Raw genomic sequence first — 25,136 nt, forward strand, 5'->3', positions numbered from 1 at the left:
TTGAAAGATTGGACGCGGCACCGATGAGCTATCTCAAACACAGCGTGCTCGCCGCCGCCATCATGCTGACAGCAACGATGACATCCCTGGATCAGGCGCATGCGCAAGCATGCGAGCAGGAAAGCTTCGAAGAGGCGAAATACGTTGTCTGCACGCTGGAACCGGGCAAAGCCGACCTGCGATTGTTCTGGAAGAACGCCGATGGCGCCCCATACCGCGCGTTTTCAAGCCTAGCCGAAGCCGTTCGCGCCGAAGGGCGAACGCTGGCTTTCGCCGTCAACGCCGGGATGTACCGGGCCGATTTTTCGCCGATGGGACTCTATGTCGAGAACGGCAGGGAATTGAACCCCGCCAATACGACAGAGGCCGAAAGCTCCTCGGGTCAGGTGCCGAATTTTTATAAGAAGCCGAACGGCGTATTCTTTCTCGGTGAAACAGGCGCCGGGATACTCCCGACCGATGAATTTCTGAAACGCCGGCCCAAGGCGCGGTTCGCTACCCAGTCCGGCCCGATGCTTGTCATCGCCAACAAGCTGAACCCGATCTTCATCGTCGGCTCGACAGACCGGACCCGCCGCAGCGGTGTCGGAACCTGCGAGCGCGGCGCGGTTCGTTTCGCGATCAGCGAAGACAGGGTGAATTTCCACGATTTCGCACGGCTCTTCCGCGACCATCTGAAATGCCCGGATGCCTTGTTTCTCGATGGCGGACGCGGTGTCGGACTTTACAATCCTGACATGGGCCACAACGACTGGTCCTGGCACGGCGGCTACGGCCCTATCTTTGGGCTTGTCGAATAGCGCATGGGAGAGTTCGCCTTCATCAACGCCCGCGATCCCGTCAGCGGGCCTTTGCATCTGGCCGGAGGCGGAGCGACCGCTGTTCCCCGATACGCAAACAAAATCCGGAAGAGTCGCTTTGAAAAGCAATTGCGGCAATCGCCACGATCCTATGTCTTTCTTTGCGCGGCGATTCTAACGTCGATCGGCTGATCGATTGGAAGTCCCCAGGAGGAGATGAGTGTGAGTGATACAGCTTTGTTCTTTGATCTCGCCACGGTGCCGCAGGGTTCCAAAGCAAGATCAGTCGAGGTCGCAACGGCAGACAAGGTCGGCCGAACGGCTCTGAGCGTGACCTTCAATGAGCGCACGGCCCGAGGCACCCCGAATATCGACTACATCGACATGCCGACGTTTCTCGAACTGCCGATCGAGTTTGAGAACGGCGAGATTTCGGTCGACATCCTGGGCGAGCTCCGAGCAGATGCGCCCGACTACGCAAGAGCATTTGCAGGGATCGCCTACCGCATAACCGAAACCGGATTCGAAGCCGTTTACCTAAGACCTCTGAATGGTCTCCGGCTTGAGCCTCATCCTCCGCGCTCGCGTCGGGCCGTCCAGTATTTCTCCTATCCTGATTGGCGGTTCGAGCGTCTGCGCGAGCAATATCCAGACGGACGTTATGAGGCCGGAGCCGATATCAGACCCGGCGAATGGATAGAGTTGACTCTTCGGATTCAGGATCATCACGTCGCCGCGTCCGTAAACGGTGAGACGGTTCTGGAGATAACGAAGGCCAAGTCACCGCCTTCGGCCGGCCGCATCGGCCTGTTCGTCGACATCGGAACCCAAGCCTACTTCTCGAATTTGAGGATAAGCTCCTAGTTCACATGCTGATTCCATCGGTTTTGGGAGATGGGCCTTACTCAATCTGCTGCGGCAAAATGGGCGATCTGGTCGGCATGCGCCTTTGCGAAGGACGGGCGGGCCGTGGCACGCGCGACATAATCACGGCAGGCGGGATATTCCGCCAGCCCGTCGAACCGGTTGATGAGGCGCAGCACATCGGCCATGAGGATATCGGCAACGGAGAAGGTGCCCGCCAGCCATTCGCGCCCTGCCAGGACCGGCTCCATGTGCTTCAGCCGGTGGTGCTTGAGAAACGAGTCCATAAGCCCATATGCCGGCGCATCACCCGTGATGCCGGAGAAGATCAATATCGACCACGGCAGGCTTGCCGCCTCGACGGAATTCAGCGCCGCAAACAGCCATTCCAAAACTTCGGCGCGACCGCGCGGATCGGCAGGCATCAGCGCGTCGCTGCGATTGCCGAGATGCAGCAGGATGGCGCCGCTCTCGAAGATCGAGATGTCGCCATCGGTCAACCACGGCACCTGGCCGAAGGGCTGGTGCGCAAAATGCTCGGGCTTGCGGTCGCGGAAAGGCACGCTCTCGACGCGGTAAGGCAGGCCGCTCTCTTCCAGCGCCCAGCGCACACGCAGGTCGCGCACATAACCCCTGGGAGGCTCGGGAACCCAGTCGAACGTGGTGAGGGTAAGGTCGCCCATCCGGCATCTCCATTTTTTGTTTCACGGACAAAGGACGGACGAACGGCCCGCGTTTCGACATCACCGACAAATTCTTTCAATCGGGTGGTCAGGTCGCCGGCGAGGCCGGCAAGGGTTCGTCGATGTCTTCGGGTATGAAGCCGCCGGTTTGGCGTTTCCACAGGCGGGCAAACAGGCCATCCTGCTCGACCAGTTCGTCCGGCCTGCCCTCCTCCACGATGCGCCCGTGATCGAGCACGACGATCCGGTCCATTCTGGCAATGGTCGACAGGCGGTGGGCGATGGCGATCACCGTCTTTCCCTCCATGACGAGGTTCAGCCTTTCCTGGATGGCGGCTTCGGATTCGCTGTCGAGGGCAGAGGTCGCCTCGTCGAGGACCAGGATCGGCGCGTCCTTCAAGAGAACGCGGGCGATGGCCACGCGCTGGCGCTGGCCGCCTGACAGTTTGATACCGCGGTCGCCGACGAAGGCGTCATAGCCCTTGCGGCCTTCGCCGTCGGAAAGATCGGCGATGAAGGCATCGGCGCTGGCCATCTTCGCCACCGCTTCGATCTCGTCCGTCGTCGCCTCCGGCCGGCCGTAGCGGATATTGTCGCCGACCGAACGGTGCAGCAGCGCGACGTCCTGCGCGATGACGCCGATGGCTCGGCGAAGGCTTGCCTGCGTGACCGCGCGGATGTCCTGCCCGTCGATCAGGATAGCGCCGTCCTCTATGTCGTAAAAACGCAGCAGCAGGCTGACCAGCGTCGTCTTGCCAGCACCGGAGAGGCCGACGAGCCCTACCTTTTCGCCCGGCCGAACCATCAGCGACAGGTCATCGATGACAGGTTTGCCGGACTTGTAGGCGAAGCGGACGTTCTCGAAATGGATCCCCCCACGGCTGACCGTCAGTTCGGCCGCATCCGGCCGATCGGTGATGGTGGGCGGTGTTGTCATGACCGGCATGGCGTCCTTGATCGTGCCGAGCGCGCGGAAGATCTGTTGTCCCATTTGCAGGAAGGTGAAGGACCCTGCCGAGAGGCGTTGGAGGATGTAAACTGTTGCGGCGAAATCGCCCACGGTCAGGAATCGGTCAAACAGCCCCCAGAAACCAATGCCGAGCATGACGAGCCAGAGCACCATGTTGAGGCTGATGACGACGAGTTCGGTTGTCCGGTAGATGCGCTGTTCGTGGTGAAGCGTATCGACCCCCTTGGACATGATCTTTCTCAGCGCGCCTGCCTCGCTGTCTTCTGCTGCGAACTGCTTGACCATCTGGATGTTGCCGTAGATGTCCGTCAGGGCACCGGAGATAAGGCTGTTCTGCTTTGCCGAGCGGCGGGCGCGCTCCGTGAAATCCGGAACGACCTTGATTGCAAAGAGCACGTTGAAGGCAACCCAGACGATGACTGGCAGCGCAAGCTGCCAGGAGAGCGTGAGCAGAAGAACAACGGAGCCGATAATCTGAAGCAGAAAGCGCGGTGCCGTCTGGAACGCGATCAGGATCTGTTGCTGAACGGCATTGGCGACCTGACCGAGCCGGGATGCGACCTGGCCGGCGAAAAGATCATGGAAGAAGGCGAGGTCCTGCCGCTCGACCGCCTTGTGCCCCTGCCATTGAATCGCAACGGGCAGGCTGATGCCGATCGTATGCGAGTTGAGAATATTGGTGATGTAGAAAAGAACGGGCATCACGGGAAAAAGCAGAAAGGCGAGGACTGCCAGCAGCCGGAAATTATTGTCGACGAAGAGTTCCACGCCGTGTGTCGTCACTCCGTCGACAATGACCGAAAGACCCCAGATGATCGTAAGGTTGATGGCTTCGATGGCCATCGAGGTCAGCGCCATGGTGATGACGACGCCCCGAAACATCGCGATGAAGTGTAGGAGGACTGCCACGGGCCCTTTGGTGGGCATCGGCCGGTAGGGGATGTCGAGTGGCCGGATCAAGGTTTCGAAGGGACGATAGATAGCATCTGAAATCGACATGAGGCCGCTCGGATCAAAAATCGGGAGGAGGCGTGGACTCAGCTACGCTGGGTCGCAGAAAACCATCCTCCAGCCGCGAACTCAATTAGAAATTTCAGAAAATCCGCCAACAGGAGGTATTGGTTCGCAAGCGCTGGAAGCAGGCGGCGGCGAAAAGCGCCAATTGCGATCATCACGGGATTGGGGCAGGATGCGATCGTTGTGGTGCAGGATCGAACCGACGCTCATGCTGACGGGCTCATGTCATTGCGGCAAGGCAAGCTGGACACTTGAGGGTGATCCGGGCTCGATCACCGCCTGCAACTGCACGCTTTGCCGGCGCTACGGCACGCTATGGGCCTATGACTACGAAGGAGAGCGCATCGCTCTCACCGGTGAGACCGCCTCCTACACCCGCGCCGACAGGGACGAGCCGTCTCTCGAGATATTGTTCTGCCGATCCTGCGCCTGTGTCTTGAGCTGGCGCGGCCTCCGGCTTGGAAGGGATGGCCGCCGGCGCATGGCCGTCAACATGCGGCTTGCGCCGCCGGATCTCGTTCAGGATCTGCCTATCGATCATTTCGACGGCCTGGACACGTTTGAAGACCTTCCATCCAAGGAGCGCTGCGTGCGCGATCTCTGGTTCTGAGCCAACTGCGAGGATCGACACGCGGCCGGACCGCGGCAGATGCGAGCCCTGGTAAGAGATCGTCTTGCGCGAGACCACCTCAGCCGCGCCGCGCCGCCTCGATCGCCGCAATGTCGATCTTCCTCATGGTCATCATCGCGTCAAAAGCACGCTTTGCCTCGCCACTACCTGCCGAGAGCGCTTCGGAGAGGACGCGCGGCGTAATCTGCCAGGACACACCCCACTTGTCCTTGCACCAGCCGCACTCACTTTCCTGGCCAGCATTGCCGACGATGGCGTTCCAATAGCGATCGGTTTCTTCCTGATCGTCGGTTGCGATCTGAAAGGAGAAGGCTTCGTTGTGTTTGAACGCAGGACCGCCGTTCAGGCCGATGCAAGGAATACCCGCAACGGTGAATTCAACAACCAGAACGTCTCCCTGCTTGCCGTCAGGATAATCTCCCGGTGCACGAATGACGGCACCCACGGCGCTATCGGGAAAAGTCGCGGCATAGAAGCGGGCAGCCGCCTCAGCGTCTTTGTCGTACCATACGCAGATCGTGTTCTTTGCCATCACGCGGTCCTTTCGCTCTTCATTTCGCAATTCCCAGTGAAATAAGAGGCAAGCCGTCTTTCTCCAGCCCATGGAAGCGATTTGACGCTGGCAACTGCCGAACGCTGCTAAGTGGTCGAAGTGCCCGCTTCGGCCGACGGCAGAAGACCAAGCTTATCTAAATCGCATCAGTTGCGGTCATCATTGATCTGTCGCATCACTTAGCTGCTACAAGCACCCCTTCGGCTCTTAGTTCATCGAATTGTTGTATTCATCTAGGACAACACCAGTGATTTACCTGCTTCGCCATGGCGAGACCATTTGGAACACCTTAGGTCGGTTCCAGGGCCAAAAAGATTCACCGCTGACAGAGCGCGGCATCGTACAGGCCGAACAGATGGCGAAGCTTCTGAAAAAGGAAATAGCAGGGAGCGAACAATCTTTCCAACTCCATGTCAGCCCTCTCGGCAGAACGCAGGAGACTGCGGCTCGCATCGAACGTGTATTGCCGCTGACGGCTCGTCCGGAATCGCGGCTAATGGAGGTGACCGTCGGTTCTTGGGACGGCATGAGCAAGTTCGAGATCGACAACGAGTTTCCAGGAATGCTGGACGGGTCCAGCGCTTTTGATTGGTATTTCAAATCTCCAGACGGGGAGAGCTTCGATGCCGCCTGTGCGCGAGCAAAGGACTGGATCGCAGGCATACATGGACCGACAGTTGCGATTTCTCACGGGCTGTTTGGCAGATTGGTGCGTGGTGTATATGCCGGCCTTTCAAAGCAGGAAATGCTGGAATTGCCCGTTCCCCAAGACTGGTTTTATTGTCTTTGCGACGGTGAGTTCAGTCTGGTAAGCGGTTCGGCTGATATGATATCCGACGTGGTCGCTTAGGAAGGGTTCATCCCTGAGTGCCAGCCCGGCCGCCAATCCTGACTATAACGCGGCTCGATGCCAGAGATTGACGCCTCGACTTGCGAACATCGACCTTCATGCCCCTCAGAGTGAGTCTCTTTTGGTGCTGCATCACCGGTGGAGTCGACCCACCGGTGATAACTTAACGCGGCTAAGCCACAGGAAAATCATTGGGCAAACGCGTCGCATGGATGAGGTTCGATACGGCTCTAAAACATATCCCGCCCATCGCTGCGCGGATCGCCGGCCACGCGGTGCGGCTCGTAGAGGCCGCTCAGCGCTTTGCGCCGCCACGGCCGGGCAATATCGCCGTGATTGTCGTCAATATCGGCGAGCGATATCGCGGCCGTTCCATCCGCAGGGCATTGCGCCGCCCACCGGCCACCGGGAGCGACAATCCCGGAAGACACCGGATCGGCCAAACCGGGATGTGCCAGTATGGAGAAACTCACCCAGTACCTGTTGCTCGCCGCATACCCCTGCACCTCAGCGGCGAAGGAGGTATCATTGGCCGACGTCCCCCCAGTGGACGAAAACAGCACGCAGTGGACATCGAGCCGCTCGTATTCGGTGAAAATTTGAGGAAAGTTGCACTCCATGCCGAGCGCACAGCCGAAACGGATGCCGTCGACCTCGAAGGTCACGGGGATCGAACCCGGCGTGTACATGAAGGAGATCTTGGTGTTGGACAGCAGCCGCTCGTCGTAGCGCGTCACCAGTTCGCCGCGATCGGAGACGACATAAAGGCTGTTGTGCGGCCGGTGCGGCGGCGTCAGCGGATGCACCGAGCCGATGATCGCCCAGAGGCCGAGTTCGCGCGCCAGTCTGCGCGTTGTATCCAGCTCCTCACGCAACACGGCCCATTCGAACCGCCGCCAATCGGACGGCCCGATCTCTCTCGGCCCGATTTCCGACATGATGCGCTTGTTCGGCGATGATGTCGTTCCTTCGGGAAAGTGGATGAGCCGCGCCCCTGCCTCTCGCGCCTGCCGCATCAGCAGGCGCATCTCTTGGCCGCTCTGGCGAAGCTTGCCGGCATCGCGGGGATCGTCGGCATGGGTGGTCTGGGCCACGGCGAGACGCAAGCGTCTTGCCTCAGGCAGTGCATCGCTCGCCGAGCTGGGAAGAACATGCATGCGGGCGGCGGTGTAGGATTCACCCGTCTTGGCGGCGCGCGCACGCACCCGCCGCTTGAAATTTCCATTCTCAGTCATATCAGGGCCTCTCACGTTCCGGACTTCGTTCCCCAGCAACAGGCCCGAAACATCAGGACCAAGGATCACGACCCGAGACGAAAGTCCCTTTGCCTCCGGTTGAAGACCCTGCTGGGGAAGGTCCTGGGAGGTTCGGCGTTAGGCCACGCCGACACAAAGATGCCGAGACGGCCGCGATTCGTCAATTCGGGGAATGGCCGGGATCGGCAGGCGCCGAGGCGCCCTACGTCGGGCGGTCCACCTTATCCACGCGCCACGGCGGATCGGTGCGGTTAGATCCGGCGAAATAAAGGATGATGCGGTTACCGCCCGGGTCGAACAACTCCGCCTCGCGCCAGAGCCAACTCTTGTCCTCCGGTCCGCTTACGAAACAAAGACCTGCTTCGCTGAGACTGCCGACCAACTCGTCCAGCTTCTCGCACTCGAAATACACCGTGGTGCCGCCACCGCCGCCTTCACCCTGATGCAGGGAGAAGGTGCTGTCCCCGTCCGGGCAGACGAAGCGCGCATAGCGAGGACGGGCGTCGACGACGGGCTTGAGACCGAGAGCGCAGTAGAAGTTCCAGCCCGCATCGAGGTCAGGCATCGTAACGGTTACTTGATTCAGGCGCATGATCTACCTCCTCGGCTGAGTTCGCCCAAAACTGTGCGGCGGCTTGGCACCACGACACTCATAAAAACAAAGACCTGAAGCCGTCGCATGAATCAAATTCTAAGCGAGCAGTTTTAGTGTCATCGACACAAAACTCGTGTCAGACTGTGCAAGCCACGCACACGCCGGCGCACCGATCGAGAGGGCCGAAGCCATGCACAAGTTCACCGTATCAATCATTCGGCAAATCGAGGCCGACACTGCCGAGGAGGCCGCCTTGCTCCTGTATCAGGAACTATCAAGGGGACCGATCCCCGACCGCTACTCGGTCGTCGACGAGACGAAGGCTACCACGGAGGTGAAGCTCGACCGGGAAAAGGCCGACGAATTCGCCACCATCGATCACACCGCCGACCCCGGCAACTGGTAAGCCTCAGCTGACCCACTGGGACTGGCCGACATCCCATCGATAGCAGCCTTTGAAAAAACCTGATGGAATATGATCCGCATTACCCGACAATTCTGCCTGACCCGATCGCGCTTCCGCTTGTCTTCGTTTTGAACATCCTGATACCCGTTTCGGCCATCTTCATTGCCCGAAAGCTCCAGCGACGGAGATGGCTGCCGCACACATTCGCATTTCTATGGGTGTTCCTCTCGCCATTCACGCTCGCCATATTGACAATGCCGACGATGGCGCCAGGAGAAGAGGCTGGGCCTGGTAGCGGGATGATCCTGCTTCCATCTTGGGAGAAACACCGATCGTACTCGTCGTTTATGCTGTCATTCTCCTTTATCTGCGTCTAACGCGACAAACCTCCTTCGCGCCGCATTCGCCCTCCTGAGTTAGGAAAATCCGTGACCTCACCAATCAAAATAGCCGTCGCCGGCGCGAGCGGCCGCATGGGTCGTGCCATCCTGCCGCTGCTGGCGGCCGATCCGGATTTTGCGTTCGTCGGCGGCATCGGCCGTGAGGGCTCTGCAGGCGACGGGTTGATCGATCGTTCGGCCGCAATCGGAGCAGCCGACGTGATCCTGGATTTCACGACGGGACGTGCGGCCGCCGAACTTGTCGGCCTGTGCGCGTCGGCCGGCGGACCTGCCCTGGTGATCGGGGCGACGGGTTTCGAGCCGGATGAGCTCGAACGGATTGCAGAGGCCGCCCGCACGATTCCGATCCTGCGCTCCGGCAACTTCTCCATCGGCGTCAATATGCTGGTTGGCCTCGTCGCCCAGGCCGCGCGCGCCCTTCCCGCGCATGGCTGGGATATCGAAATCCTCGAAGCCCATCACAACAGGAAGATCGACGCGCCGTCCGGTACGGCGCTGATGCTCGGCGAAGCCGCCGCAGAGGGCCGCGGGGTTTCCCTCGCATCCGTCGAGCGGCGCGGGCGTGACGGCATCACCGGCGAGCGCCCGCCCGGCGAAATTGGCTTTGCCGTGCTGCGCGCCGGCGGGCTGGTCGGAGAACACAGCGTGCTCTTTGCCGCCGCCGAGGAGGTCGTGACGCTCTCGCATTCGGCTCTCGACCGCGGCATGTTCGCCCGCGGCGCGCTTGCCGCCGCCCGCTGGATCGCAGGGCGTGCACCCGGCGAATACGCCATGGGGGATGTGCTGGGTCTGGTGTGAGCAAGGGAAACAGGCTCACAGCATATCGAGGATTGCCGAGGCGACGACGACTTCGGTTCCAGCCAAGCCGACGGAGCAAAACAGCGTCGTATCGCCAGGCGATCCTCGCCCGGCCGCTTTCCCGGCCATGATATCGGCAAGGTCGGTCATGCGATGTTCATTGCCGGAGCCGGCCAGGAAAAAGGGCGAAGCATAGGCGCTCGTCTGTTCGGGAGAGTCCGTCGCGATCACGGCAGCGGCATCGGCGATATCCAGGCCGAGTTCGTATCCCTCATGCGTTTTCGGGCCGACGGTGTTGACGTGCACGCCGGGCTTCAAATCCCTGGCATGAATGACGGGCGTTCGGCTCGTCGTCGCGCAGATGACGATGTCGGCGTCATCGACGGCTTCAGAGGCGCTGCCTGCAGGCTCCACGTCAATACCCAAGGCGTGCTGCATCTCAGTTGCAAAGGCGGCGCGATTCCTCTCGTTTCGGCTATAGACGCGGGCGCGGTGCAGTTTTCGAACGGCGGCCGCCGCGGCAAGCTGGGTTCGCGCTTGCGCTCCGCTGCCAAGGATCCCGACGATGCTGGCGTCAGGCGCGCTGAGATGCCGGATGGCGAGCCCTCCGATCGCACCGGTTCTGAGGTTGCCGAGACGCTCTCCGAGAATAATACCCTTGAGCTTCGCGTCGTCGGCCGACCACACCGCGACGATCTGCGAATGCTCCGCCCCGTCGAATGTTTCATAGACCCGGAAGCCCGCAAGCGGTTTCTCGCCGAGGATGCCGCCGACGGTGAAGACGAGATCGCCTCGACCGGGAAACGAGACATGGTGCCGGGGTGGAGAGATCAGTCGATTGCCGGCCCTCGCGAGAAAAGCGGTCTCGAGCGCATCGATCGCGACCACCATCAGCGCGCCGCCGACCAGATCCTCGTCTTTCAGAATTTTCGTCACGGCCAAACCTCCAGCCCATGCCGGCATGCTGCAACCCCAACCCCACTTGAGGTCAATAGGTCTGGCAAGCCGACATGCGCTGAAACATCCGCGTGAGACCTAACCGACCAGACGGCGAGCCATCATGACGTCGTCGATCTCCCTGCCCTCCTCCAGAACCCCGCCGGGAATCCTGCCGATCTCGGAGAAGCCTTCCCGTTGATAGAATCGTATTGCCGCCGGGTTCTCCGCGCTGACGAAGAGTTCCAGTTGCAGAATGCCGGTATCGCGCGCGTGATCGGCCACCGCGCCGAGCAGCTTGCCGGCAAGGCCCGTTCCGCGCAGGCTCCTTCTGACGTAAACCATGATGATCGTCGCGCGATGGGCCATCTTGCTCGACCGCTGCCGAACCAGGCCGGTTATGCCGACGGGTTCGTCACCCTGAAAGGCGATGAAAACCGGCTCATTCAGGCGATTGCGCCACTCCTCGAGAGAAAGAGCCTCCCAGTCCTCGTAGCGGCTTGCAAAGAGGGACGGTTCGGTGCGAAGCGCTTCCAGACGGATGCGCCGGAAAGCCTCCACTTCGTCTGCCCTGACATGCCTGATCGTCGTGCCACTTCCATCCATCGGGACCTCCTGCGAGATGAGAGGTACTGTCAATACAGATGGCCTCAGCCGATGCAACCGGTGTCAGGAAGCTTCATAGTTCAGCATATGCTCGAAGTGACGAGATCGAACGGAAATCCGTCGTCTCAGGCGCCGGTCACTGCGCCGGACTCCCCAGCCGGCCACCCTTCCGGACGACCGGTTCGCCGGACGGGCCGACCACCGATTGATCGGCCGGCCTCGCTGCCGGTTCGCCAGTTGGCCCGACTACCGGTTCACGGGCTAGCCCGTCGACCGGCTGGCCGGTGGATCGGACGACCAGGGGATCGGCTGGCTGGACGGCGGACTGATCGGTTGTTGGCCCGGGCACCGGCTTGCCGGTTGTCCCCGGCACCGGCTGGCCGGTTGCCGCGTTCAACGGCTCAACGGTTGGTCGGGCCGTTGATCGCTCGGTTGGCCCGGCAACTGGCTCTTCAGTTGAGTCGGCCACCGATTGATCGGTTGGCTTGTCGATCGTGAACGGTACAACTTCACGGATGATGAAGAGAAGAACTATCCCGACCAACGTGCACGTCAGCGCGTAGAGAAGGAAATATTTCAGTGCATATCCCTCGCTGATTGGCAGCACCAACTTGACAATGGTGCAAATGATATTTCCGCATCATTGAACGATACTTGAGGCGAAGGCAATCATTTTCAACAAGAGCCGCAAAATTTCAAAAATGCACAGAACGGGATAAGGTAGTTATTGTAGATATTTAGGAAGCGCCTCCCCGATGCTCAATTTGTCTTGATGTCTCGGCAAGCCCAAGGAAGGCCCCGGAACCCAGATCCGAGATCTGCCAGGCGAAGACAGCCTCGGCGATATGGGCTAGATTGCGTGTGCCGGCAGCCTGCTTTCGAGGGTGACACCCTCCAGGATCGGTGGCGGCAGGGGGGATCCGCATGACGGCAATTGCATCTCTGTTTCAGGAAGCCGCCCGCCGTGCGGCAGGATTCCGGCAGGCAACGCCCGCCCGCCATATGCCCACCCACGACTACGCGGCCTCGCTAGCCTGTTTCGAAGAGCCGCTGCCGGCGGCCGGTTCCGATATGCTTGATGTCATCAGGCGTCTCTCGGACGGCGCCGAACCCGGGCTGCATGCAACCACTGGGCCGCGCTTTTTCGGCTGGGTCATCGGCGGCTCCCATCCGGTCGGCGTCGCGGCCGATTTCCTCACCAGCGCCTGGGGCCAGAACGCCGGAAACCATGCCGCCGCCCCGGCCGCAGCCGCGGTCGAGACCGTCGCGGCGAGATGGCTTTTCGATCTCCTGAAGCTGCCGGCCGAAAGCTCGGTCGGCTTCGTCACCGGCGCAACGGTGGCGAACTTTACCTGCCTTGCCGCCGCCCGCGGCGAGGTGCTGCGCCAGGTGGGCTGGGATGCCGATGCAAAGGGCCTGTTCGGAGCGCCTGAGATTACCGTGCTGATCGGCGACGACGCCCACACGACCGTCTTCTCCGCGCTTCAGTTCCTCGGCCTCGGGCATGATCGCGTGCTGCGCCTGCCCACCGACGCGATGGGACGGATAGACCCGGCCGCGCTGGCGGGCACGCTCGATACTGTCTCTGGACCCGTCATCGCCGTTCTCCAGGCGGGGCAGATCAATACTGGCGCCTTCGACGATTTCGCCGCCATCATCCCGCCGTTGAAGGCGAAAGGCGCCTGGGTGCATGTCGATGGCGCCTTTGGCCTCTGGGCGCAGGCATCAGCGAGGACCAGCCACCTCAGCCGCGGCATCGAAGCGGCCGACAGCTGGGCGACCGACGGCCACAAGTGGCTGCAGACGCCCTATGATTGCGGCTATGCCATCGTCCGCAACGAGCTCGCCCATCGCCGCGCCATGACGATCGCCGCGAGCTACCTGCCGCTCGCCGGCGAAGGCGAACGCGATCCCTCACACTACGTGCCCGAGCTTTCGAGACGGGCGCGCGGCTTTGCCACCTGGGCGATGCTGAAACATCTCGGCCGCGACGGCATCGCCGCCTTGATCGACCAGTGCTGCGCCTCAGCGCGGCTGGTTGCCGATCTCCTGTCGCAACAACCGGGCATCGCCATCCTGAACGAGGTGACGCTGAACCAGCTCGTCATCCGCTTCGGAGCCGACCTGCCCTCCGAAGAAGGCGACGCGTTGACCCGAAAGACGATCGAAAAGATCCAAGCTGACGGCATCATCTTCGCCGGCGGCGCCAAGTGGCGCGGCCGCGACGTGCTGCGCCTTTCCGTCACCAATTTCCAGACGACGTCAGATGAAGCCCAACTCGCCGCACAAAGCATCATCGCCGCGTTCAAGAGTGTGAGCCGAGGGTGATGCATCAACTCCCTTGGTTCGCCCGGACATGGAATTGTGCTATCGCCGGCCCTGTACACTTGAAGAGAGATCGAACGTGAAAAACGTCCTGTTCGTCTGCAGTCAGAACAAGCTTCGCAGCCCGACGGCCGAACAGGTCTTCGCAGGCTGGCCGGAGATCGAGGTCTCCTCGGCCGGCACCAACAACGATGCCGAAAACCCACTATCGAACGAGCTGATCGAATGGGCCGATATCGTCTTCGTCATGGAGAAGGCTCACCGTGCGAAAGTTCAGGGCAAGTACCGGTCAGCTCTCAAGGACAAGCGGTTGATCTGCCTTCATATTCCTGACGATTACGATTTCATGGATCCCGCGCTCGTGCAGCTGCTGAAGGCAAAGGTGCCTCGGCATCTCTAAGCTCGGTCATGCGACCGTAAAATCGCCGCCCCGAACAAGAAGGGGCGCGTGCCAATGGTGGCAACTTGCGCCGAGCTGCGGGGGCCGATGGTCAAACTTGTTGAGAGACATATTCCGGAAATTCGGCCGCACCGCGACTTAGGGCTTTCACCATCAACAGGCCGTCGTCGAAGTAGCCATTTCTCGCGTAGAACTGGTGCGTACGCTCTCTGCCCAGCACCATGGCGATGCGGATCACCGCGCATTCAGTCCGCTCCGCTTCCGCCTCGATCCACGCCATCATCTTGCTGCCGATGCCCTGACTGCGCACGGCGCTGTCTACCATCACATTGTCCGCCTCGATATACTTGCCGCACCACAACTGAGTGCCCGTCCAGAAACCCGACGCACCCACCATCCGTTCGTCGATGTATGCTGCTATGCAGCGGTAGTTGCTCTGTGCGAACATGGCTGAAAGTCGTTGGCAAACCACGGCCTGACTCAGGCGACTAACCTGGCTGTACAGCGGGAAAATTGCCATCGTCTGATCGAGGCCGACCAGCTCGCGGATGATCACTTCGTCGGACACAGCAGCCCCCTACCTCTCGGTCGCATGATAGTGCACGCGAACTCGGTCATGATCCATGGGCGTGAACGACTTACAGTAGACTGCCTGTCTTCCCATTGTAATCCGCTGCGCTTATAGCTCCCCGCCCGTTCCGATCGCACAAGGAGGATAGCCATGAACGCCAATGATGTCGCCGCCCATTGGGAGAGCAATGCCGAGACCTGGACGATCTATAGCCGCGCCGGCTACGACAAATATCGCGACGCGCTGAACACACCGGCCTTTCTGAAGATGCTGCCGCCGGTGGCAGACCTTGCCGGACTCGATCTCGGCTGCGGCGAAGGTTCCAACACCCGCGCCGTCGCCAGCCTCGGTGCCCGCATGACCGGTCTCGACATCGCGCCGACCTTTATTCGTTATGCCCGCGAGACCGAGACGAAAGCGCCGCTCGGCATCGACTACGTGCTCGGCGACGGCCAGGGCATCGATTTCCCGGAGGCGAGTTTCGATTTCGTCACCGCCTTCATGTCGATGATGGACATGGCCGACCAGCGCCAGGTGCTGAAGGAGATCCACCGCGTCCTGAAATCGGGCGGTTTCCTGCAGTTTTCGATCCTGCACCCCTGCTTTGTGCCGCCGACGCGCCGCAATATCCGTGACGAGGCCGGCAAGCCCGTCGCGGTTGAAATCGCCGATTATTTCGACGAGAGCGACGGCCGGGTCGAGCGCTGGATCTTTTCCTCCATCCCCAAGGAAGAACGGGCGACGCTGACGCCGTTCGCCATTCCGCGTTTTCACCGGACGCTGTCGACCTGGGTGTCGATGATCGTCGAGGCGGGGCTGACGATCGAAGCTTTCGGCGAGCCCATTGCGTCAGTCGAGGTGGCGCTCGCCGAGCCAATGGTCGCCGATACCCGCATCGCGCCGATCTTCCTCCACATCAGGGCGCGCAAGGCGTAGGGCCTGTTTTCCCGCCGCCACCGAGGTTTGTAAGGAGGGTGAGTTCTCACCCAACATCATCGTCGCACGGCGACCACCGAACTGGCGCGATAGCGCGACAGCTGGACCCGGTTGGATTGGTTGCCGCCGAACAGGTAGACGTATTGCCGGCGCTGGTCGATGTGATCGAACAGGCTCACATGAAAACGCCGGCCGGTGCGGATCACCACGACATCCCCTCGCCTGGCGGAGCGGACGCCGACTGGCTTGCCGAAATTCTTCCAGGACGCCGCCATGTTGGGGTTGGGCGGCGGCTGCCGCGAAGATCGCTTGGCGACAAAGGCCAGGAATGCGCCGCACCACGACACCCGGCGCGGATTGATGCCGAGGAACGAGATGGAGCGTTCATGCATACTTTTGTATCGGGACGCCGTGCCGAGCATGTCCGCCTCACAGGGCACGGCAAGCGCCGTGAGGACGATGACGAGAATAACTTTCATAGTTACCCACCATTGTTTGTATAATTTCGAAGATCCGAAATGTGGCGAAGAATAAAACAGGCGCGGCAACGTAGATGCGAATTATGGCATGATTTAGAAACAACTAATACTGGCATTTTGGCGGCAGAAATTTGTCCGAAACGAGGCGTCGACCGCCGCTAGCGAGCCTCTCTCTATGACCGGACACGGCCACAGAAAACTCCGAAACGGCCTATTATGCCGGTGCCACAGGCTGCAGTACGCCGTCCAAACCGGGTTCACACAAATGGAGATGGATCGCGCCTCAACTGCTTGAGCGGCAAGAACATTTCCCAAGGGCGGACCACCGCGCGCAAACTTAGGTTATCGCCCGCAGCAGTTATATTTATGAGGATCACTCACAATACTTCGACGTGACGGAAAATACATTGCGCTCGCTCCATTCGTCGGCGAAGGCCGGGCTTACTTACGGCCGGTCGCGGACCATAACGACTTTCGGACAGCAGACGGACGGTGCGGCATATCAACCGGGGGGTTGCACCGGTTCGGGCTGGCCCATGTGGGCAGGATCAGCGGCAAGCGCCCTGGTGACCAGGAGTGCGGCACCGATAACCGGGACGGCCATCCCATACGAAAAACGGATGCCGAAATGTTCGGCAACGAAACCGAGCAGCGGCGGCCCGGCGAAAAACACGAGAAACGTCGTCTGCGCCAGCGCCGCAACATTGACCGGCGCGGACCGATCCGTGCGTCGGGCAGCAGCCGAGATGGCAAGCGGATAGACGGAAGAACAGCCGATACCTGTTAGGCCAAAGCCTGCGAGCGCGACAACAGGATGCGTCGCCGTCGCAACCATGACGAGGCCGATGGTCGCGATCCCGAGGAGGGTTATCGCGACCGGGCGTGGATTGAAGCGGTCGATGACAGGATCCATGCCGAGCCGGCCGATGGCGATGAACAGGGAGAAAATCGTCACGCCGAGCCCGCCGATGAAGGGTTCGACTGCGAATACGTCACGCATATAGATCGCCGACCAATCGACGCTCGCGCCTTCGGCGAGAAGGGGAGCTGCGCCGATCAGGCAAAGGGGCAGCAGCCCGATCGTCGGAAAAGCGATGGGCGGACTATCTCCCGGGTGCGCGTCCTGCCGCGGGGGCGCGTTCTCGATCCCGGCGAAAACGATCGACCCCGCAATCAAGACGGTGACGAGGATGATCAAGCTATGCAGTTCGATGGAGACGGCAGCCTGCCGCATGCCGGCGGCAACAAGGGCGGTGATGCAGAAGCCGAGGCTCCACATGCCGTGAGCCCGACTCATGATGCGGTACCCAAGCAGCGCCTCACGGCGATCGGTTTCGATATTGGCGTTGATCTCGAACGCGCCGGTGAAAATGCCGGCAATGAAGAACAATGGCACCGCCAGGAGAGCTGAAGGCATCCAGGGGATCAGCGCGAAAAACAGCGCCGCACCGTAGACGGTGACGAAAGCCGTGGTGCGCGCACCGAGCCTCTCGATCAACCTCACCGAGAACGTCAACCCGCAGAGAACTCCGGAGGACATGACAGCGAGCAAAAGGCCCAGCTCTCCCTCGGTCAGGTTGAACTTGACCTGAAGGTCGGGCAACCGCGAAACAAACGCGCCTAAGGAAAGGGCCACGGCAAACTGGATGAAGAAAATGCGGTGGTGCGGCTTCATCTCGACACTCTGCTCCGATTGGAGCGGGATCGAAGCAGAGCGATCCCGCAGATAGCCGGACTTTCCGACGAAATGGCGCTAGAACAGGGTGATTTTAGGCCGGGTCGGCCTAAAATCTGAATCCTGTTCTACATTATGTAGTTAGAGCATGATGTCGTCCGAAAACCGCTCACACTTTTCGGCATCATGCTCTAGCTCAAAAGCGGCGTTCTCAGGATTATCAACCACCCTTGCTGACAGCCCCTGTCAGCATCATGCAGCCGCCGCTGATTTCACGGGTGCTTGGCGGCCGCTGGTGTTTCTGTGACGCGCAGCTGCTCCGCCCACATCCACCTCCCTTTCTCAGAAAAATTCGCATTCACCTCAATTTACTTGCCATTCTGCAATCGGCATATGTTTGTGCCCATAGGCAAGCGGCACGAGAGGGGAACTATGGCGACGACGCATATAAACAATACGGGTCACGTGCCGGCTGGAAGGGCTTTGTCGGACCGGTCGTCGGCGCGGTGATCGGCTTTGCCATGATGCCGGGCATTGCGCAGGCGGAATCCTTTTCGAAGCTTGAAAAGCAGGGCTATGCCGTCGGTAAACTCACCAAAGGCAAGGCCGGCGGCTACGGCTGGGTCATCTCGAACAGCAATAAGCGGTTCTTCTGCCGGCTGAATGCCAGCCTGGCTTATGTCAACAAAAAGGAGATGGTCAGCATCACGTCGTCTGGACGGCTCATCAAGGTGGACCGTGCCACGTTCGAGACGAAGATCGGCGGCCCTGACCCGTCGATACCGCAATGGAGCGATCTTCAATCCGGCCGCGTCAAGCCTGATGACGTTGGGAGTTGCACGCCTGTTCGCTGACTGCCTAGAGCTTGATGCCGAAAGTGTGAGCGGTTTTGGGACGACATCATGCTCTAACTATTTAATTTGGAACAGGATTCAGATTTTAGGCCGAACAGGCCTAAAATCATCCTGTTCTGGAGTATCGCGGGGAGCGCGACAAAGTGTTTCGAGTTTGCCCCGCTCCCCGAATTGAACACACAACGCTAGACCGGCTGAAGCAGGATGTGTCGCTTCTTGCCGACCGACAGCCGGATCACGCCGTCCTGAACGTCGAAGTCGCCAAGCTGCATTGCCTCGTCGCTCACGCTGCCGCCGTTCACCCGCACACCGCCACCGCCGATCAACCGACGTGCTTCGCTTTTCGACTTGGCGAGCCCGGCAACGACCATGGCGTCGACAAGCGGAAAATCACCGCGAAGGCTATCGGGGAGCCTGACCGTCGGAAGACCCGCCGGCACCTCACCCGCTTCGAAGATGCGCCGGGAAGTTTCGGAAGCTTGTACTGCCGCATCGGCCCCGTGGCACAGGCGCGTGATCTGGTCGGCAAGGATCTTTTTTGCTTCGTTGATCTCGGAATCCCGAAGCACTTCAAGGCGTGCAATTTCGTCTAAGGGCAACTCGGTGAACAGCCTGAGGAAACGCCCCACATCGGCATCCCCGGTGTTTCTCCAGAATTGCCAGAACTCATAGGGCGACAGCCGATCGGCGTTTAGCCAAACTGCCCCCGAAACGCTCTTGCCCATCTTCGCGCCCGATGACGTCGTTAGCAGCGGGGCAGTCAATCCAAACAGGGTGCGTCCACCGATCCGCCGCCCAAATTCGACGCCGCTGACAATATTGCCCCACTGGTCGGAGCCACCCAGTTGAAGCAGGCAGCCGCGGCTTTCTGCGAGAACATGGAAGTCGTAGGCTTGCATGACCATGTAGTTGAATTCCAGCAATGACAGCGATTGCTCTCGTTCCAACCGTTGGCGCACGCTCTCCGATGTGAGCATCCGGTTGACTGAAAAATGCGGCCCGATATCGCGCAGGAAATCGAGATAGTTGAGCCCGCCCAACCAGTCGGCATTATTGACCATGACGGCATCTGTCGGACCGTCCCCGAAAGCGAGGAAGCGCTCGAAGACCCGCCGGATGCCGATCAGGTTTTTCATGATCTGCTCTTCGCTGAGAAAAGGACGCGACGTGTCGCGGAAGCTCGGATCGCCCAGGCGGCTTGTTGCACCGCCGAGCAACGCAATGGGTTTGTTACCCGTCTTCTGGAACCACCGGAGCATCATGATCGGAATGAGATGCCCGACATGCAGGCTGTCGGCGGTGAGATCAAATCCGTTATAGGCGGTGCCGGCTCCTGAACAAAGCCAGCTGTCGAGTGCTCCTAAGTCGGTGCATTGATGCAGGAAGCCGCGCTCGCTCAAAGTGCGAAGAAAGTCGGATCTAGGTCCGGTAGGCTGAGAGGATAGTTTCACGAGGGTCTCCATTTGGGCCGATGAGGCCGGAGACCTTCTGTTGACACACGTGCCGCCGACCGTGCGGCGTCTCGAGTGTCAGGAATATGACCTTGCGCCGCTCTCTCTATGTGAGCAGCGAGTAATAGAAGCTCGAAAGGGTCCGGGCGCAGGTCATGCACCCTTATTATCATGCGAAAGCGCAATCACAAGAGGATGCGAACGAGGTTTGAACGGATCGTAACGCCACCCTTCCGCGCCCGCCGCCTCCGCCCCTCATAAAAAAATTAGCACCCGCATCAATTTGCTTGCCGTTCCGCAATGCGGCATATGTTTGTGCTCATTGGCAAATGGCATGAGCGGGGAACCATGACGTCGACGCATATGGATAAGACGGGGGATGGCGCCGGCCGGAAGGGTTTTGTCGGATTGGTCATCGGCGCGGTCGGCGTCGTCTATGGCGATATCGGCACCAGCCCGCTCTATGCCCTTCGCGAGGCGCTGAGGCCCTTCGCCGCCGATGGCGTACACGAAGCCGAGGTCATCGGCCTGATTTCGCTGATGGTCTGGACGCTGACGATCATCGTAACCTTCAAATATGTGCTCTTCCTTCTCAGGGCGGACAATGACGGCGAAGGCGGCACGCTCTCGCTTCTCGCCCTCCTGATGAAGAAGATGGGGCGAAACGTGCCGGTGCTCTTCTTCGCCGGGCTGATCGGCGCCGCCCTCTTCATCGGCGACGCGATGATCACGCCTGCCTTGTCGGTCATGTCGGCACTCGAAGGCCTGAAATTGATCACACCCGCCTTTGCCGAATACGTCCCGCTTGCGTCGGCGGCGATCATGATCGTTCTGTTCGCTGTCCAGTCGAGGGGAACAGCCGCCGTCTCCAAGCTTTTCGGGCCGATCACGGTGTTGTGGTTTCTGGCCATGGCGGCAGGCGGCGTGATCCATATCGGCGACGACTGGAGGATTCTGGCCGCACTCAATCCGCTCACCGCGCTCTCGTTCCTCGCCCATGCCGGCAGCGTCGGCCTCATCGTGCTTGGCGCCGTCTTTCTGACGGTGACGGGTGCCGAAGCGCTTTATGCCGATCTCGGGCATTTCGGGCGCCGCCCGATCCAGATGGCATGGTTCGTGCTCGTTTTTCCCGCACTGCTCCTGAACTATCTCGGCCAAGGCGCGCTCGTTCTCGCCCATCCGGAAGCCGCCACCAATCCGTTCTTTCTGATGTATCCCGACTGGGCCTTGCTGCCGGTGGTTATCCTGGCGACGATGGCAACGATCATCGCCAGCCAGGCGGTGATCACAGGCGCATTTTCGCTGGCCCGCTCGGCTGTTCACCTCGGCTTCCTGCCGAGGCTCAGGATCAAGTTCACGTCGGAGACCAACACCGGCCAGATCTACGTGCCGAGCGTCAATCTTCTGCTGCTGGTCGGCGTCTTGATGCTGATCTCTTCCTTCGGCGATTCCGAGTCGCTGGCGACGGCCTATGGCATCTCGGTGACCGGAACCATGGTCATCTCGACCATGCTGGCCTTCCAGTTTCTCCGGGCCGTCTGGGGCTACTCCTTGGTGGTTGCCGCCGTCCTGCTGCTGCCGCTCTTCATCATCGAAGTCCTGTTCCTGGCGGCGAACCTCTTGAAGATCCACGATGGCGGCTGGGTGCCGGTCGCCCTTGCGCTGGCGATCATGATCATGATGTGGACATGGACCCGAGGCCAGGCCTATCTGAAGAGACTGCGCGCCAACAACGAGATCCCGCTCGATTCCTTCATCAGGTCGATCGAGCGAAAGTCGGACCATTCGCCCGTCACCGTTCCGGGAACGGCGGTCTTCCTGACCAGCGTCCCGGATCGCACCCCGAACGTCCTGCTCCACAATCTGAAACACAACCACGTGCTCCACGAACAGAACGTCATCCTGACCGTCTGGACCGAGGACGAACCTTACGTCCCCGACAGCCGCCGCATCAAGATCAGCCAGCTCTCGCCGCGTTTCGTGCGCCTCGACATCACTTTCGGCTTCATGGACGACCCCGACGTCACCAGGGCGCTAGCTCTCTGCCGGGAAAGCGGCTTCAAGTTCGAGATCATGAAGACGTCGTTCTATCTCGGCCGTAGGAACCTCGTCAGGACGCCGAATACCGGGCTGCCCGGCTGGCAGGAGCGCATATTCGTGGTGCTGGAAGGCTTCGCAATCGATCCGTCCGACTATTTCAACCTGCCGTCCAACCGCGTCGTCGAACTCGGCGAACAGATCGCCATTTAGGGCAGGACCTTCAGGCCGTGGCTTACATCCGCCTCGATATCGCAATGCGTTGAAGATGATGTCAAAGGCACGAGGCGCTGAACCTCACGCCTTGGCCGAGATCGCGCTCAGTTCCTCGAGGTCGAGATCCCGTTCCAGCTCCAGCAGCGTCTCGTCGTCGATCTCGCCGGCGCGGTGGAGGCGGATGAGTTCCCGACGCCCGATGGCAACCGCTTCGAGAATGACGTCGAAATGCGCATGCAGCACCGGCATATATTGCTCAGTTTTCTCGGCGTAGTCGACGATCGACGTGGCCCGGCGCTGGTAGCGCTCCAGCAATTGCGGGTGGATGAGTTTTCCCTCCGCGTCGTAGGCCAGGTTCTGGACGACCTCAACCTGCGCCTGCGCCATGGCGGCTTCGGCCTGGCTCATCGTCAGCCGCGCCCGTTCCGACTCCGGCTCCACCAGCCGCGCCCAGGCGATCACCCGCCCCAATGTCGTGCCCTGGATGAGCACGGTTCCGAGGATCACGGCGAAGGACGTGACGAGAATGAAGTCACGGCCCGGAAATCCCTCGGGCAAGCTCAGCGCCAAAGCGAGTGTCACCACGCCGCGCACGCCCGCCCAGCTGAGAACGGTGGCGCCGCCGACGCCGAGCGGTCGGGCTTGTGCGAACCCGAGCGCTGCACAGAATCTGACGGCGAAATCGCAGGCGAAGACCCAGGCGAAACGCGCCAGAACGAGTGCGACGAGGATCGCCAGCATCGGCAGTCCCATCGTCGCGATCACGGTGGTAAGGCCGCCGCCGCGTTCGACGACATCCCGAAGCGACAGCCCGATCAGGATGAACACCGCCGCTTCCATCAGGAAGATCATCACCGTCCAGAACGAGGTGCCGCGCATGCGCATCGCGGCGGATAGCACGGTGTGCTGGTGCCAACTCATGATCAGACCCGCGGTCACGGTGGCGATGACGCCGGAAACATGCAGTTGCTCTCCGGCGAGATAGGCAATCCAGCCGAGCAGCACCGAGGCTGCGATGATGAGATATTCGTCGCCGAGAAGCCGGACGAGCTTGAACCACGCCGTTCCCACGACGATGCCGACGACTGCGCCGCCGAGCGCCAGCACGAGGAAGCTGCCACCCGCCTCCGCCGCGCTGAAGGCGCCTGTTGCGGCGGCGGCAACGGCGAAGCGGAAGAGAACCAGGCCGCTCGCATCGTTGAGCAGGCTCTCGCCTTCCAGCAGAATCTGAAGCCGCCGCGGCAGCCTGACGCGCTGCAGCACGGCACGCGCCGCAACCGCATCCGGCGGCGCAACGATCGCACCAAGGGCTGCGCAAGCTGCCCAGGGGATCGATGGAAAGATGAGATGGGCGACGACGGCGACGACCGCGCAAGTGAACAACACCGCGCCGACGGCAAGCGAGGCGATGCCGATCACATGCCGCCGCAACCGCGCCACCGCAATGGACCAGGCGCCGTCCATCAACAACGGCGGCAGGAAGATGACGAGCACCAGCTCCGGATCGACTGATATCGCCGGCAACCCTGGTACAAAGGCCAGCAAGGCGCCCCCAGTCAGCAGCGCGACGGACGGCGGCAGTCCGAGCCGGTGGGCGGCATAGTGCAGCGCGATGATCGCCAGAAACATCGCGATGACGAGCTCGAATAAGTGGGTTGGTTCCATGTGCCTCTGCCCCGGCTCAGCAACGAATTTCGGATACCTTCTGCATAATTCAAATCTGGAGACGTTTCAAAGAATTATACAACAATTCAAAGCGTTACCCTGCATTTTCGCGACGAACCCCAGTGGACAGCTTAGAGCAAGCCGTCCGTGTGCTAGCATCGGCAGAATACGCTTTCTCGTCAATGCGCCGGACGGAATCGCCGCTTCGGGACCGCAGCCCACTGTCTCGGCAGACATCTGACGCCGATGATCGCGTTGCCGTCGATCCTTGCCTGGATTTAATTGGAGTTTCCTGCGCATCCTCCTTAAATCATGCGTCTGAGGCAAAGGAAGACAGATGAAGAGGCGGACCCTTGTGCTTGGAGGTGTGGCCATTGTCGCATCATCCGTGGCTGCGGTGGCGATCTGGCCGCGGCGGCATGTCACTATTGCCGCCAGGACATTCGACTGGAAGGGAACGGATTTCGTAAGCGGCGGCACAAAGTCGGTTATCTTGGAAAAGCTGCCTGAGCCGCTCTTCCGTACCAGTCCGAATTGCGTTGTGACCGTCGCCCAGACCCTTGGCCCCTGCCATGTCAACAATGTCCCGGCCCGTCAGGACGTCTCGGAAGGAAAGGCCGGGCTGCCTTTGCGGTTGGCCGTTCGGATCGTCCACGCGGCAGATTGCCGGCCGGTCGAAAATGCCGATATCGAAATCTGGCATACCGATCACCGGGGCATCTATTCCGGCCGCGAGGCTGCGGAGATGTGCACTTTCGGCGATGCCGAGGCGGTCAGCGGTCTTGCCTTCCGCGGCCGCCAGCTGACGGATGCCAAGGGGCAGGCAAGTTTTTTGACGGCCTATCCCGGATGGTACAAGGGCCGCACGCCGCATGTTCACTGCCGTATCCTCGTCGAGGGCAAGGAGCTTCTCGTCAGCCAGATCTATTTCGACGATGTGCTGAGCGATATCATCTATGGCGAGCATCCCGACTATCTCGGGCGCCCTGCCCGCGATACGCGCAACGACGAGGACGGCCTCATCCCGCAGGATGCGGCCGACCACATGTTCGATTTCGAAAAGCTCGATAGCGGCGTGCTGTCCGCCACCATCACCATCGGCCTCTCTGCCTGAGCGCGGCAGCGGCGGGGTTGCGCACCCTCGATCACGACGACCTCTCC

25 protein-coding genes are annotated in these 25,136 nt (G+C 60.7%); 12 read left to right on the forward strand and 13 right to left on the reverse strand.

What is annotated here, in order from left to right; translation table 11 throughout:
• Nucleotides 1-23: 23 nt before the first annotated feature.
• Together RL_RS15455 and RL_RS15460 are read left to right on the forward strand one after the other, a co-directional pair.
• A complete protein-coding gene (locus tag RL_RS15455) occupies nucleotides 24-800 on the forward strand; it encodes a phosphodiester glycosidase family protein (RefSeq protein ID WP_011652507.1) in 777 nt (258 codons plus the stop codon).
• A gap of 216 nt (nucleotides 801-1,016) precedes the next feature.
• Nucleotides 1,017-1,664 (forward strand): family 16 glycoside hydrolase, encoded by a 648-nt coding sequence (locus RL_RS15460; RefSeq protein ID WP_225510252.1) that lies wholly within the window; start codon nucleotides 1,017-1,019, stop codon nucleotides 1,662-1,664.
• 41 nt (nucleotides 1,665-1,705) lie between these two features.
• Here the strand turns inward: RL_RS15460 and RL_RS15465 are convergent, their stop codons facing one another.
• Both RL_RS15465 and RL_RS15470 read right to left on the reverse strand, forming a co-directional pair.
• Entirely contained in the window at nucleotides 1,706-2,347 is a 642-nt protein-coding gene (locus tag RL_RS15465) for a glutathione S-transferase family protein (protein ID WP_011652509.1), read from the reverse strand.
• Between the two features lie 88 nt (nucleotides 2,348-2,435).
• A complete protein-coding gene (locus RL_RS15470; RefSeq protein ID WP_011652510.1) occupies nucleotides 2,436-4,316 on the reverse strand; it encodes an ABC transporter ATP-binding protein in 1,881 nt (626 codons plus the stop codon).
• 226 nt (nucleotides 4,317-4,542) lie between these two features.
• On the opposite strand from RL_RS15470, the gene RL_RS15475 reads away from it, so the two are divergent.
• Entirely contained in the window at nucleotides 4,543-4,944 is a 402-nt protein-coding gene (locus tag RL_RS15475) for a GFA family protein (RefSeq protein ID WP_003560448.1), read from the forward strand.
• 79 nt (nucleotides 4,945-5,023) lie between these two features.
• Here RL_RS15475 and RL_RS15480 read toward each other — a convergent pair whose 3' ends face one another.
• A complete protein-coding gene (locus tag RL_RS15480) occupies nucleotides 5,024-5,497 on the reverse strand; it encodes a VOC family protein (protein ID WP_041936374.1) in 474 nt (157 codons plus the stop codon).
• 268 nt (nucleotides 5,498-5,765) lie between these two features.
• Here RL_RS15480 and RL_RS15485 point away from each other — a divergent pair, with 268 nt between their 5' ends.
• On the forward strand, nucleotides 5,766-6,368 hold the full coding sequence (locus RL_RS15485) for a histidine phosphatase family protein (RefSeq protein WP_041936375.1): 603 nt from the start codon (nucleotides 5,766-5,768) through the stop codon (nucleotides 6,366-6,368).
• 230 nt (nucleotides 6,369-6,598) lie between these two features.
• Here RL_RS15485 and RL_RS15490 read toward each other — a convergent pair whose 3' ends face one another.
• Nucleotides 6,599-7,603, reverse strand: a complete 1,005-nt coding sequence (locus tag RL_RS15490) for a carbon-nitrogen hydrolase family protein (RefSeq protein ID WP_011652513.1) — start codon at nucleotides 7,601-7,603, stop codon at nucleotides 6,599-6,601.
• A gap of 223 nt (nucleotides 7,604-7,826) precedes the next feature.
• Entirely contained in the window at nucleotides 7,827-8,216 is a 390-nt protein-coding gene (locus RL_RS15495; RefSeq protein WP_011652514.1) for a VOC family protein, read from the reverse strand.
• Between the two features lie 193 nt (nucleotides 8,217-8,409).
• Between RL_RS15495 and RL_RS15500 the strand changes: the two genes are divergently transcribed.
• Together RL_RS15500 and dapB are read left to right on the forward strand one after the other, a co-directional pair.
• Entirely contained in the window at nucleotides 8,410-8,625 is a 216-nt protein-coding gene (locus RL_RS15500; protein WP_011652515.1) for a hypothetical protein, read from the forward strand.
• 428 nt (nucleotides 8,626-9,053) lie between these two features.
• A complete protein-coding gene (gene dapB / locus RL_RS15510) occupies nucleotides 9,054-9,824 on the forward strand; it encodes a 4-hydroxy-tetrahydrodipicolinate reductase (protein ID WP_011652517.1) in 771 nt (256 codons plus the stop codon).
• Between the two features lie 15 nt (nucleotides 9,825-9,839).
• Here the strand turns inward: dapB and RL_RS15515 are convergent, their stop codons facing one another.
• From RL_RS15515 to RL_RS15525, 3 genes are all read right to left on the reverse strand, one after another.
• The gene (locus tag RL_RS15515; RefSeq protein WP_028741035.1) at nucleotides 9,840-10,760 is read right to left on the reverse strand and encodes an ornithine cyclodeaminase family protein; all 921 of its coding nucleotides are present in this window, start codon (nucleotides 10,758-10,760) and stop codon (nucleotides 9,840-9,842) included.
• Between the two features lie 99 nt (nucleotides 10,761-10,859).
• Complete coding sequence (locus RL_RS15520; RefSeq protein ID WP_011652519.1) at nucleotides 10,860-11,366, reverse strand: GNAT family N-acetyltransferase; 507 nt, start codon at nucleotides 11,364-11,366, stop codon at nucleotides 10,860-10,862.
• Between the two features lie 136 nt (nucleotides 11,367-11,502).
• The gene (locus RL_RS15525; RefSeq protein WP_041936376.1) at nucleotides 11,503-11,976 is read right to left on the reverse strand and encodes a hypothetical protein; all 474 of its coding nucleotides are present in this window, start codon (nucleotides 11,974-11,976) and stop codon (nucleotides 11,503-11,505) included.
• A gap of 314 nt (nucleotides 11,977-12,290) precedes the next feature.
• On the opposite strand from RL_RS15525, the gene RL_RS15530 reads away from it, so the two are divergent.
• Complete coding sequence (locus tag RL_RS15530; protein ID WP_028741033.1) at nucleotides 12,291-13,694, forward strand: pyridoxal phosphate-dependent decarboxylase family protein; 1,404 nt, start codon at nucleotides 12,291-12,293, stop codon at nucleotides 13,692-13,694.
• 76 nt (nucleotides 13,695-13,770) lie between these two features.
• Nucleotides 13,771-14,091, forward strand: a complete 321-nt coding sequence (locus RL_RS15535) for a low molecular weight protein tyrosine phosphatase family protein (protein WP_012758013.1) — start codon at nucleotides 13,771-13,773, stop codon at nucleotides 14,089-14,091.
• Between the two features lie 91 nt (nucleotides 14,092-14,182).
• On the opposite strand, the gene RL_RS15540 is transcribed toward RL_RS15535, so the two are convergent.
• Complete coding sequence (locus RL_RS15540) at nucleotides 14,183-14,659, reverse strand: GNAT family N-acetyltransferase (protein ID WP_011652523.1); 477 nt, start codon at nucleotides 14,657-14,659, stop codon at nucleotides 14,183-14,185.
• Nucleotides 14,660-14,812: 153 nt separating this feature from the next.
• Between RL_RS15540 and RL_RS15545 the strand changes: the two genes are divergently transcribed.
• The gene (locus RL_RS15545) at nucleotides 14,813-15,598 is read left to right on the forward strand and encodes a class I SAM-dependent methyltransferase (RefSeq protein ID WP_011652524.1); all 786 of its coding nucleotides are present in this window, start codon (nucleotides 14,813-14,815) and stop codon (nucleotides 15,596-15,598) included.
• A gap of 56 nt (nucleotides 15,599-15,654) precedes the next feature.
• Here RL_RS15545 and RL_RS15550 read toward each other — a convergent pair whose 3' ends face one another.
• Both RL_RS15550 and RL_RS15555 read right to left on the reverse strand, forming a co-directional pair.
• On the reverse strand, nucleotides 15,655-16,077 hold the full coding sequence (locus tag RL_RS15550; protein WP_011652525.1) for a TIGR02594 family protein: 423 nt from the start codon (nucleotides 16,075-16,077) through the stop codon (nucleotides 15,655-15,657).
• A gap of 502 nt (nucleotides 16,078-16,579) precedes the next feature.
• Complete coding sequence (locus tag RL_RS15555; protein WP_011652526.1) at nucleotides 16,580-17,752, reverse strand: MFS transporter; 1,173 nt, start codon at nucleotides 17,750-17,752, stop codon at nucleotides 16,580-16,582.
• 254 nt (nucleotides 17,753-18,006) lie between these two features.
• Here RL_RS15555 and RL_RS40555 point away from each other — a divergent pair, with 254 nt between their 5' ends.
• Nucleotides 18,007-18,606 (forward strand): hypothetical protein, encoded by a 600-nt coding sequence (locus RL_RS40555; protein ID WP_244432334.1) that lies wholly within the window; start codon nucleotides 18,007-18,009, stop codon nucleotides 18,604-18,606.
• 185 nt (nucleotides 18,607-18,791) lie between these two features.
• Here the strand turns inward: RL_RS40555 and tyrS are convergent, their stop codons facing one another.
• Nucleotides 18,792-20,057 (reverse strand): tyrosine--tRNA ligase, encoded by a 1,266-nt coding sequence (gene tyrS / locus RL_RS15565; protein ID WP_011652528.1) that lies wholly within the window; start codon nucleotides 20,055-20,057, stop codon nucleotides 18,792-18,794.
• A 348-nt stretch (nucleotides 20,058-20,405) separates the two neighbouring features.
• Here tyrS and RL_RS15570 point away from each other — a divergent pair, with 348 nt between their 5' ends.
• Nucleotides 20,406-22,307, forward strand: a complete 1,902-nt coding sequence (locus tag RL_RS15570; RefSeq protein ID WP_011652529.1) for a potassium transporter Kup — start codon at nucleotides 20,406-20,408, stop codon at nucleotides 22,305-22,307.
• An 84-nt stretch (nucleotides 22,308-22,391) separates the two neighbouring features.
• Here the strand turns inward: RL_RS15570 and RL_RS15575 are convergent, their stop codons facing one another.
• Entirely contained in the window at nucleotides 22,392-23,975 is a 1,584-nt protein-coding gene (locus RL_RS15575; protein ID WP_011652530.1) for a Na+/H+ antiporter, read from the reverse strand.
• Between the two features lie 337 nt (nucleotides 23,976-24,312).
• Here RL_RS15575 and RL_RS15580 point away from each other — a divergent pair, with 337 nt between their 5' ends.
• On the forward strand, nucleotides 24,313-25,089 hold the full coding sequence (locus RL_RS15580) for a protocatechuate 3,4-dioxygenase (RefSeq protein ID WP_011652531.1): 777 nt from the start codon (nucleotides 24,313-24,315) through the stop codon (nucleotides 25,087-25,089).
• The last annotated feature ends 47 nt before the right edge of the window (nucleotides 25,090-25,136 follow it).

The organism is Rhizobium johnstonii 3841, from assembly GCF_000009265.1.
Lineage (GTDB): Bacteria > Pseudomonadota > Alphaproteobacteria > Rhizobiales > Rhizobiaceae > Rhizobium > Rhizobium acaciae.

Coding starts and splice junctions, on each gene's coding strand:
- RL_RS15455 (WP_011652507.1), top strand. CDS start 24: ATGAGCTATCTCAAACACAGCGTGCTCGCCGCCGCCATCATGCTGACA.
- RL_RS15460 (WP_225510252.1), top strand. CDS start 1,017: ATGAGTGTGAGTGATACAGCTTTGTTCTTTGATCTCGCCACGGTGCCG.
- RL_RS15465 (WP_011652509.1), bottom strand. CDS start 2,347: ATGGGCGACCTTACCCTCACCACGTTCGACTGGGTTCCCGAGCCTCCC.
- RL_RS15470 (WP_011652510.1), bottom strand. CDS start 4,316: ATGTCGATTTCAGATGCTATCTATCGTCCCTTCGAAACCTTGATCCGG.
- RL_RS15475 (WP_003560448.1), top strand. CDS start 4,543: ATGCTGACGGGCTCATGTCATTGCGGCAAGGCAAGCTGGACACTTGAG.
- RL_RS15480 (WP_041936374.1), bottom strand. CDS start 5,497: ATGGCAAAGAACACGATCTGCGTATGGTACGACAAAGACGCTGAGGCG.
- RL_RS15490 (WP_011652513.1), bottom strand. CDS start 7,603: ATGACTGAGAATGGAAATTTCAAGCGGCGGGTGCGTGCGCGCGCCGCC.
- RL_RS15495 (WP_011652514.1), bottom strand. CDS start 8,216: ATGCGCCTGAATCAAGTAACCGTTACGATGCCTGACCTCGATGCGGGC.
- RL_RS15500 (WP_011652515.1), top strand. CDS start 8,410: ATGCACAAGTTCACCGTATCAATCATTCGGCAAATCGAGGCCGACACT.
- RL_RS15520 (WP_011652519.1), bottom strand. CDS start 11,366: ATGGATGGAAGTGGCACGACGATCAGGCATGTCAGGGCAGACGAAGTG.
- RL_RS15530 (WP_028741033.1), top strand. CDS start 12,291: ATGACGGCAATTGCATCTCTGTTTCAGGAAGCCGCCCGCCGTGCGGCA.
- RL_RS15545 (WP_011652524.1), top strand. CDS start 14,813: ATGAACGCCAATGATGTCGCCGCCCATTGGGAGAGCAATGCCGAGACC.
- RL_RS15550 (WP_011652525.1), bottom strand. CDS start 16,077: ATGAAAGTTATTCTCGTCATCGTCCTCACGGCGCTTGCCGTGCCCTGT.
- RL_RS15555 (WP_011652526.1), bottom strand. CDS start 17,752: ATGAAGCCGCACCACCGCATTTTCTTCATCCAGTTTGCCGTGGCCCTT.
- RL_RS40555 (WP_244432334.1), top strand. CDS start 18,007: ATGCAGCCGCCGCTGATTTCACGGGTGCTTGGCGGCCGCTGGTGTTTC.
- RL_RS15570 (WP_011652529.1), top strand. CDS start 20,406: ATGACGTCGACGCATATGGATAAGACGGGGGATGGCGCCGGCCGGAAG.
- RL_RS15575 (WP_011652530.1), bottom strand. CDS start 23,975: ATGGAACCAACCCACTTATTCGAGCTCGTCATCGCGATGTTTCTGGCG.
- RL_RS15580 (WP_011652531.1), top strand. CDS start 24,313: ATGAAGAGGCGGACCCTTGTGCTTGGAGGTGTGGCCATTGTCGCATCA.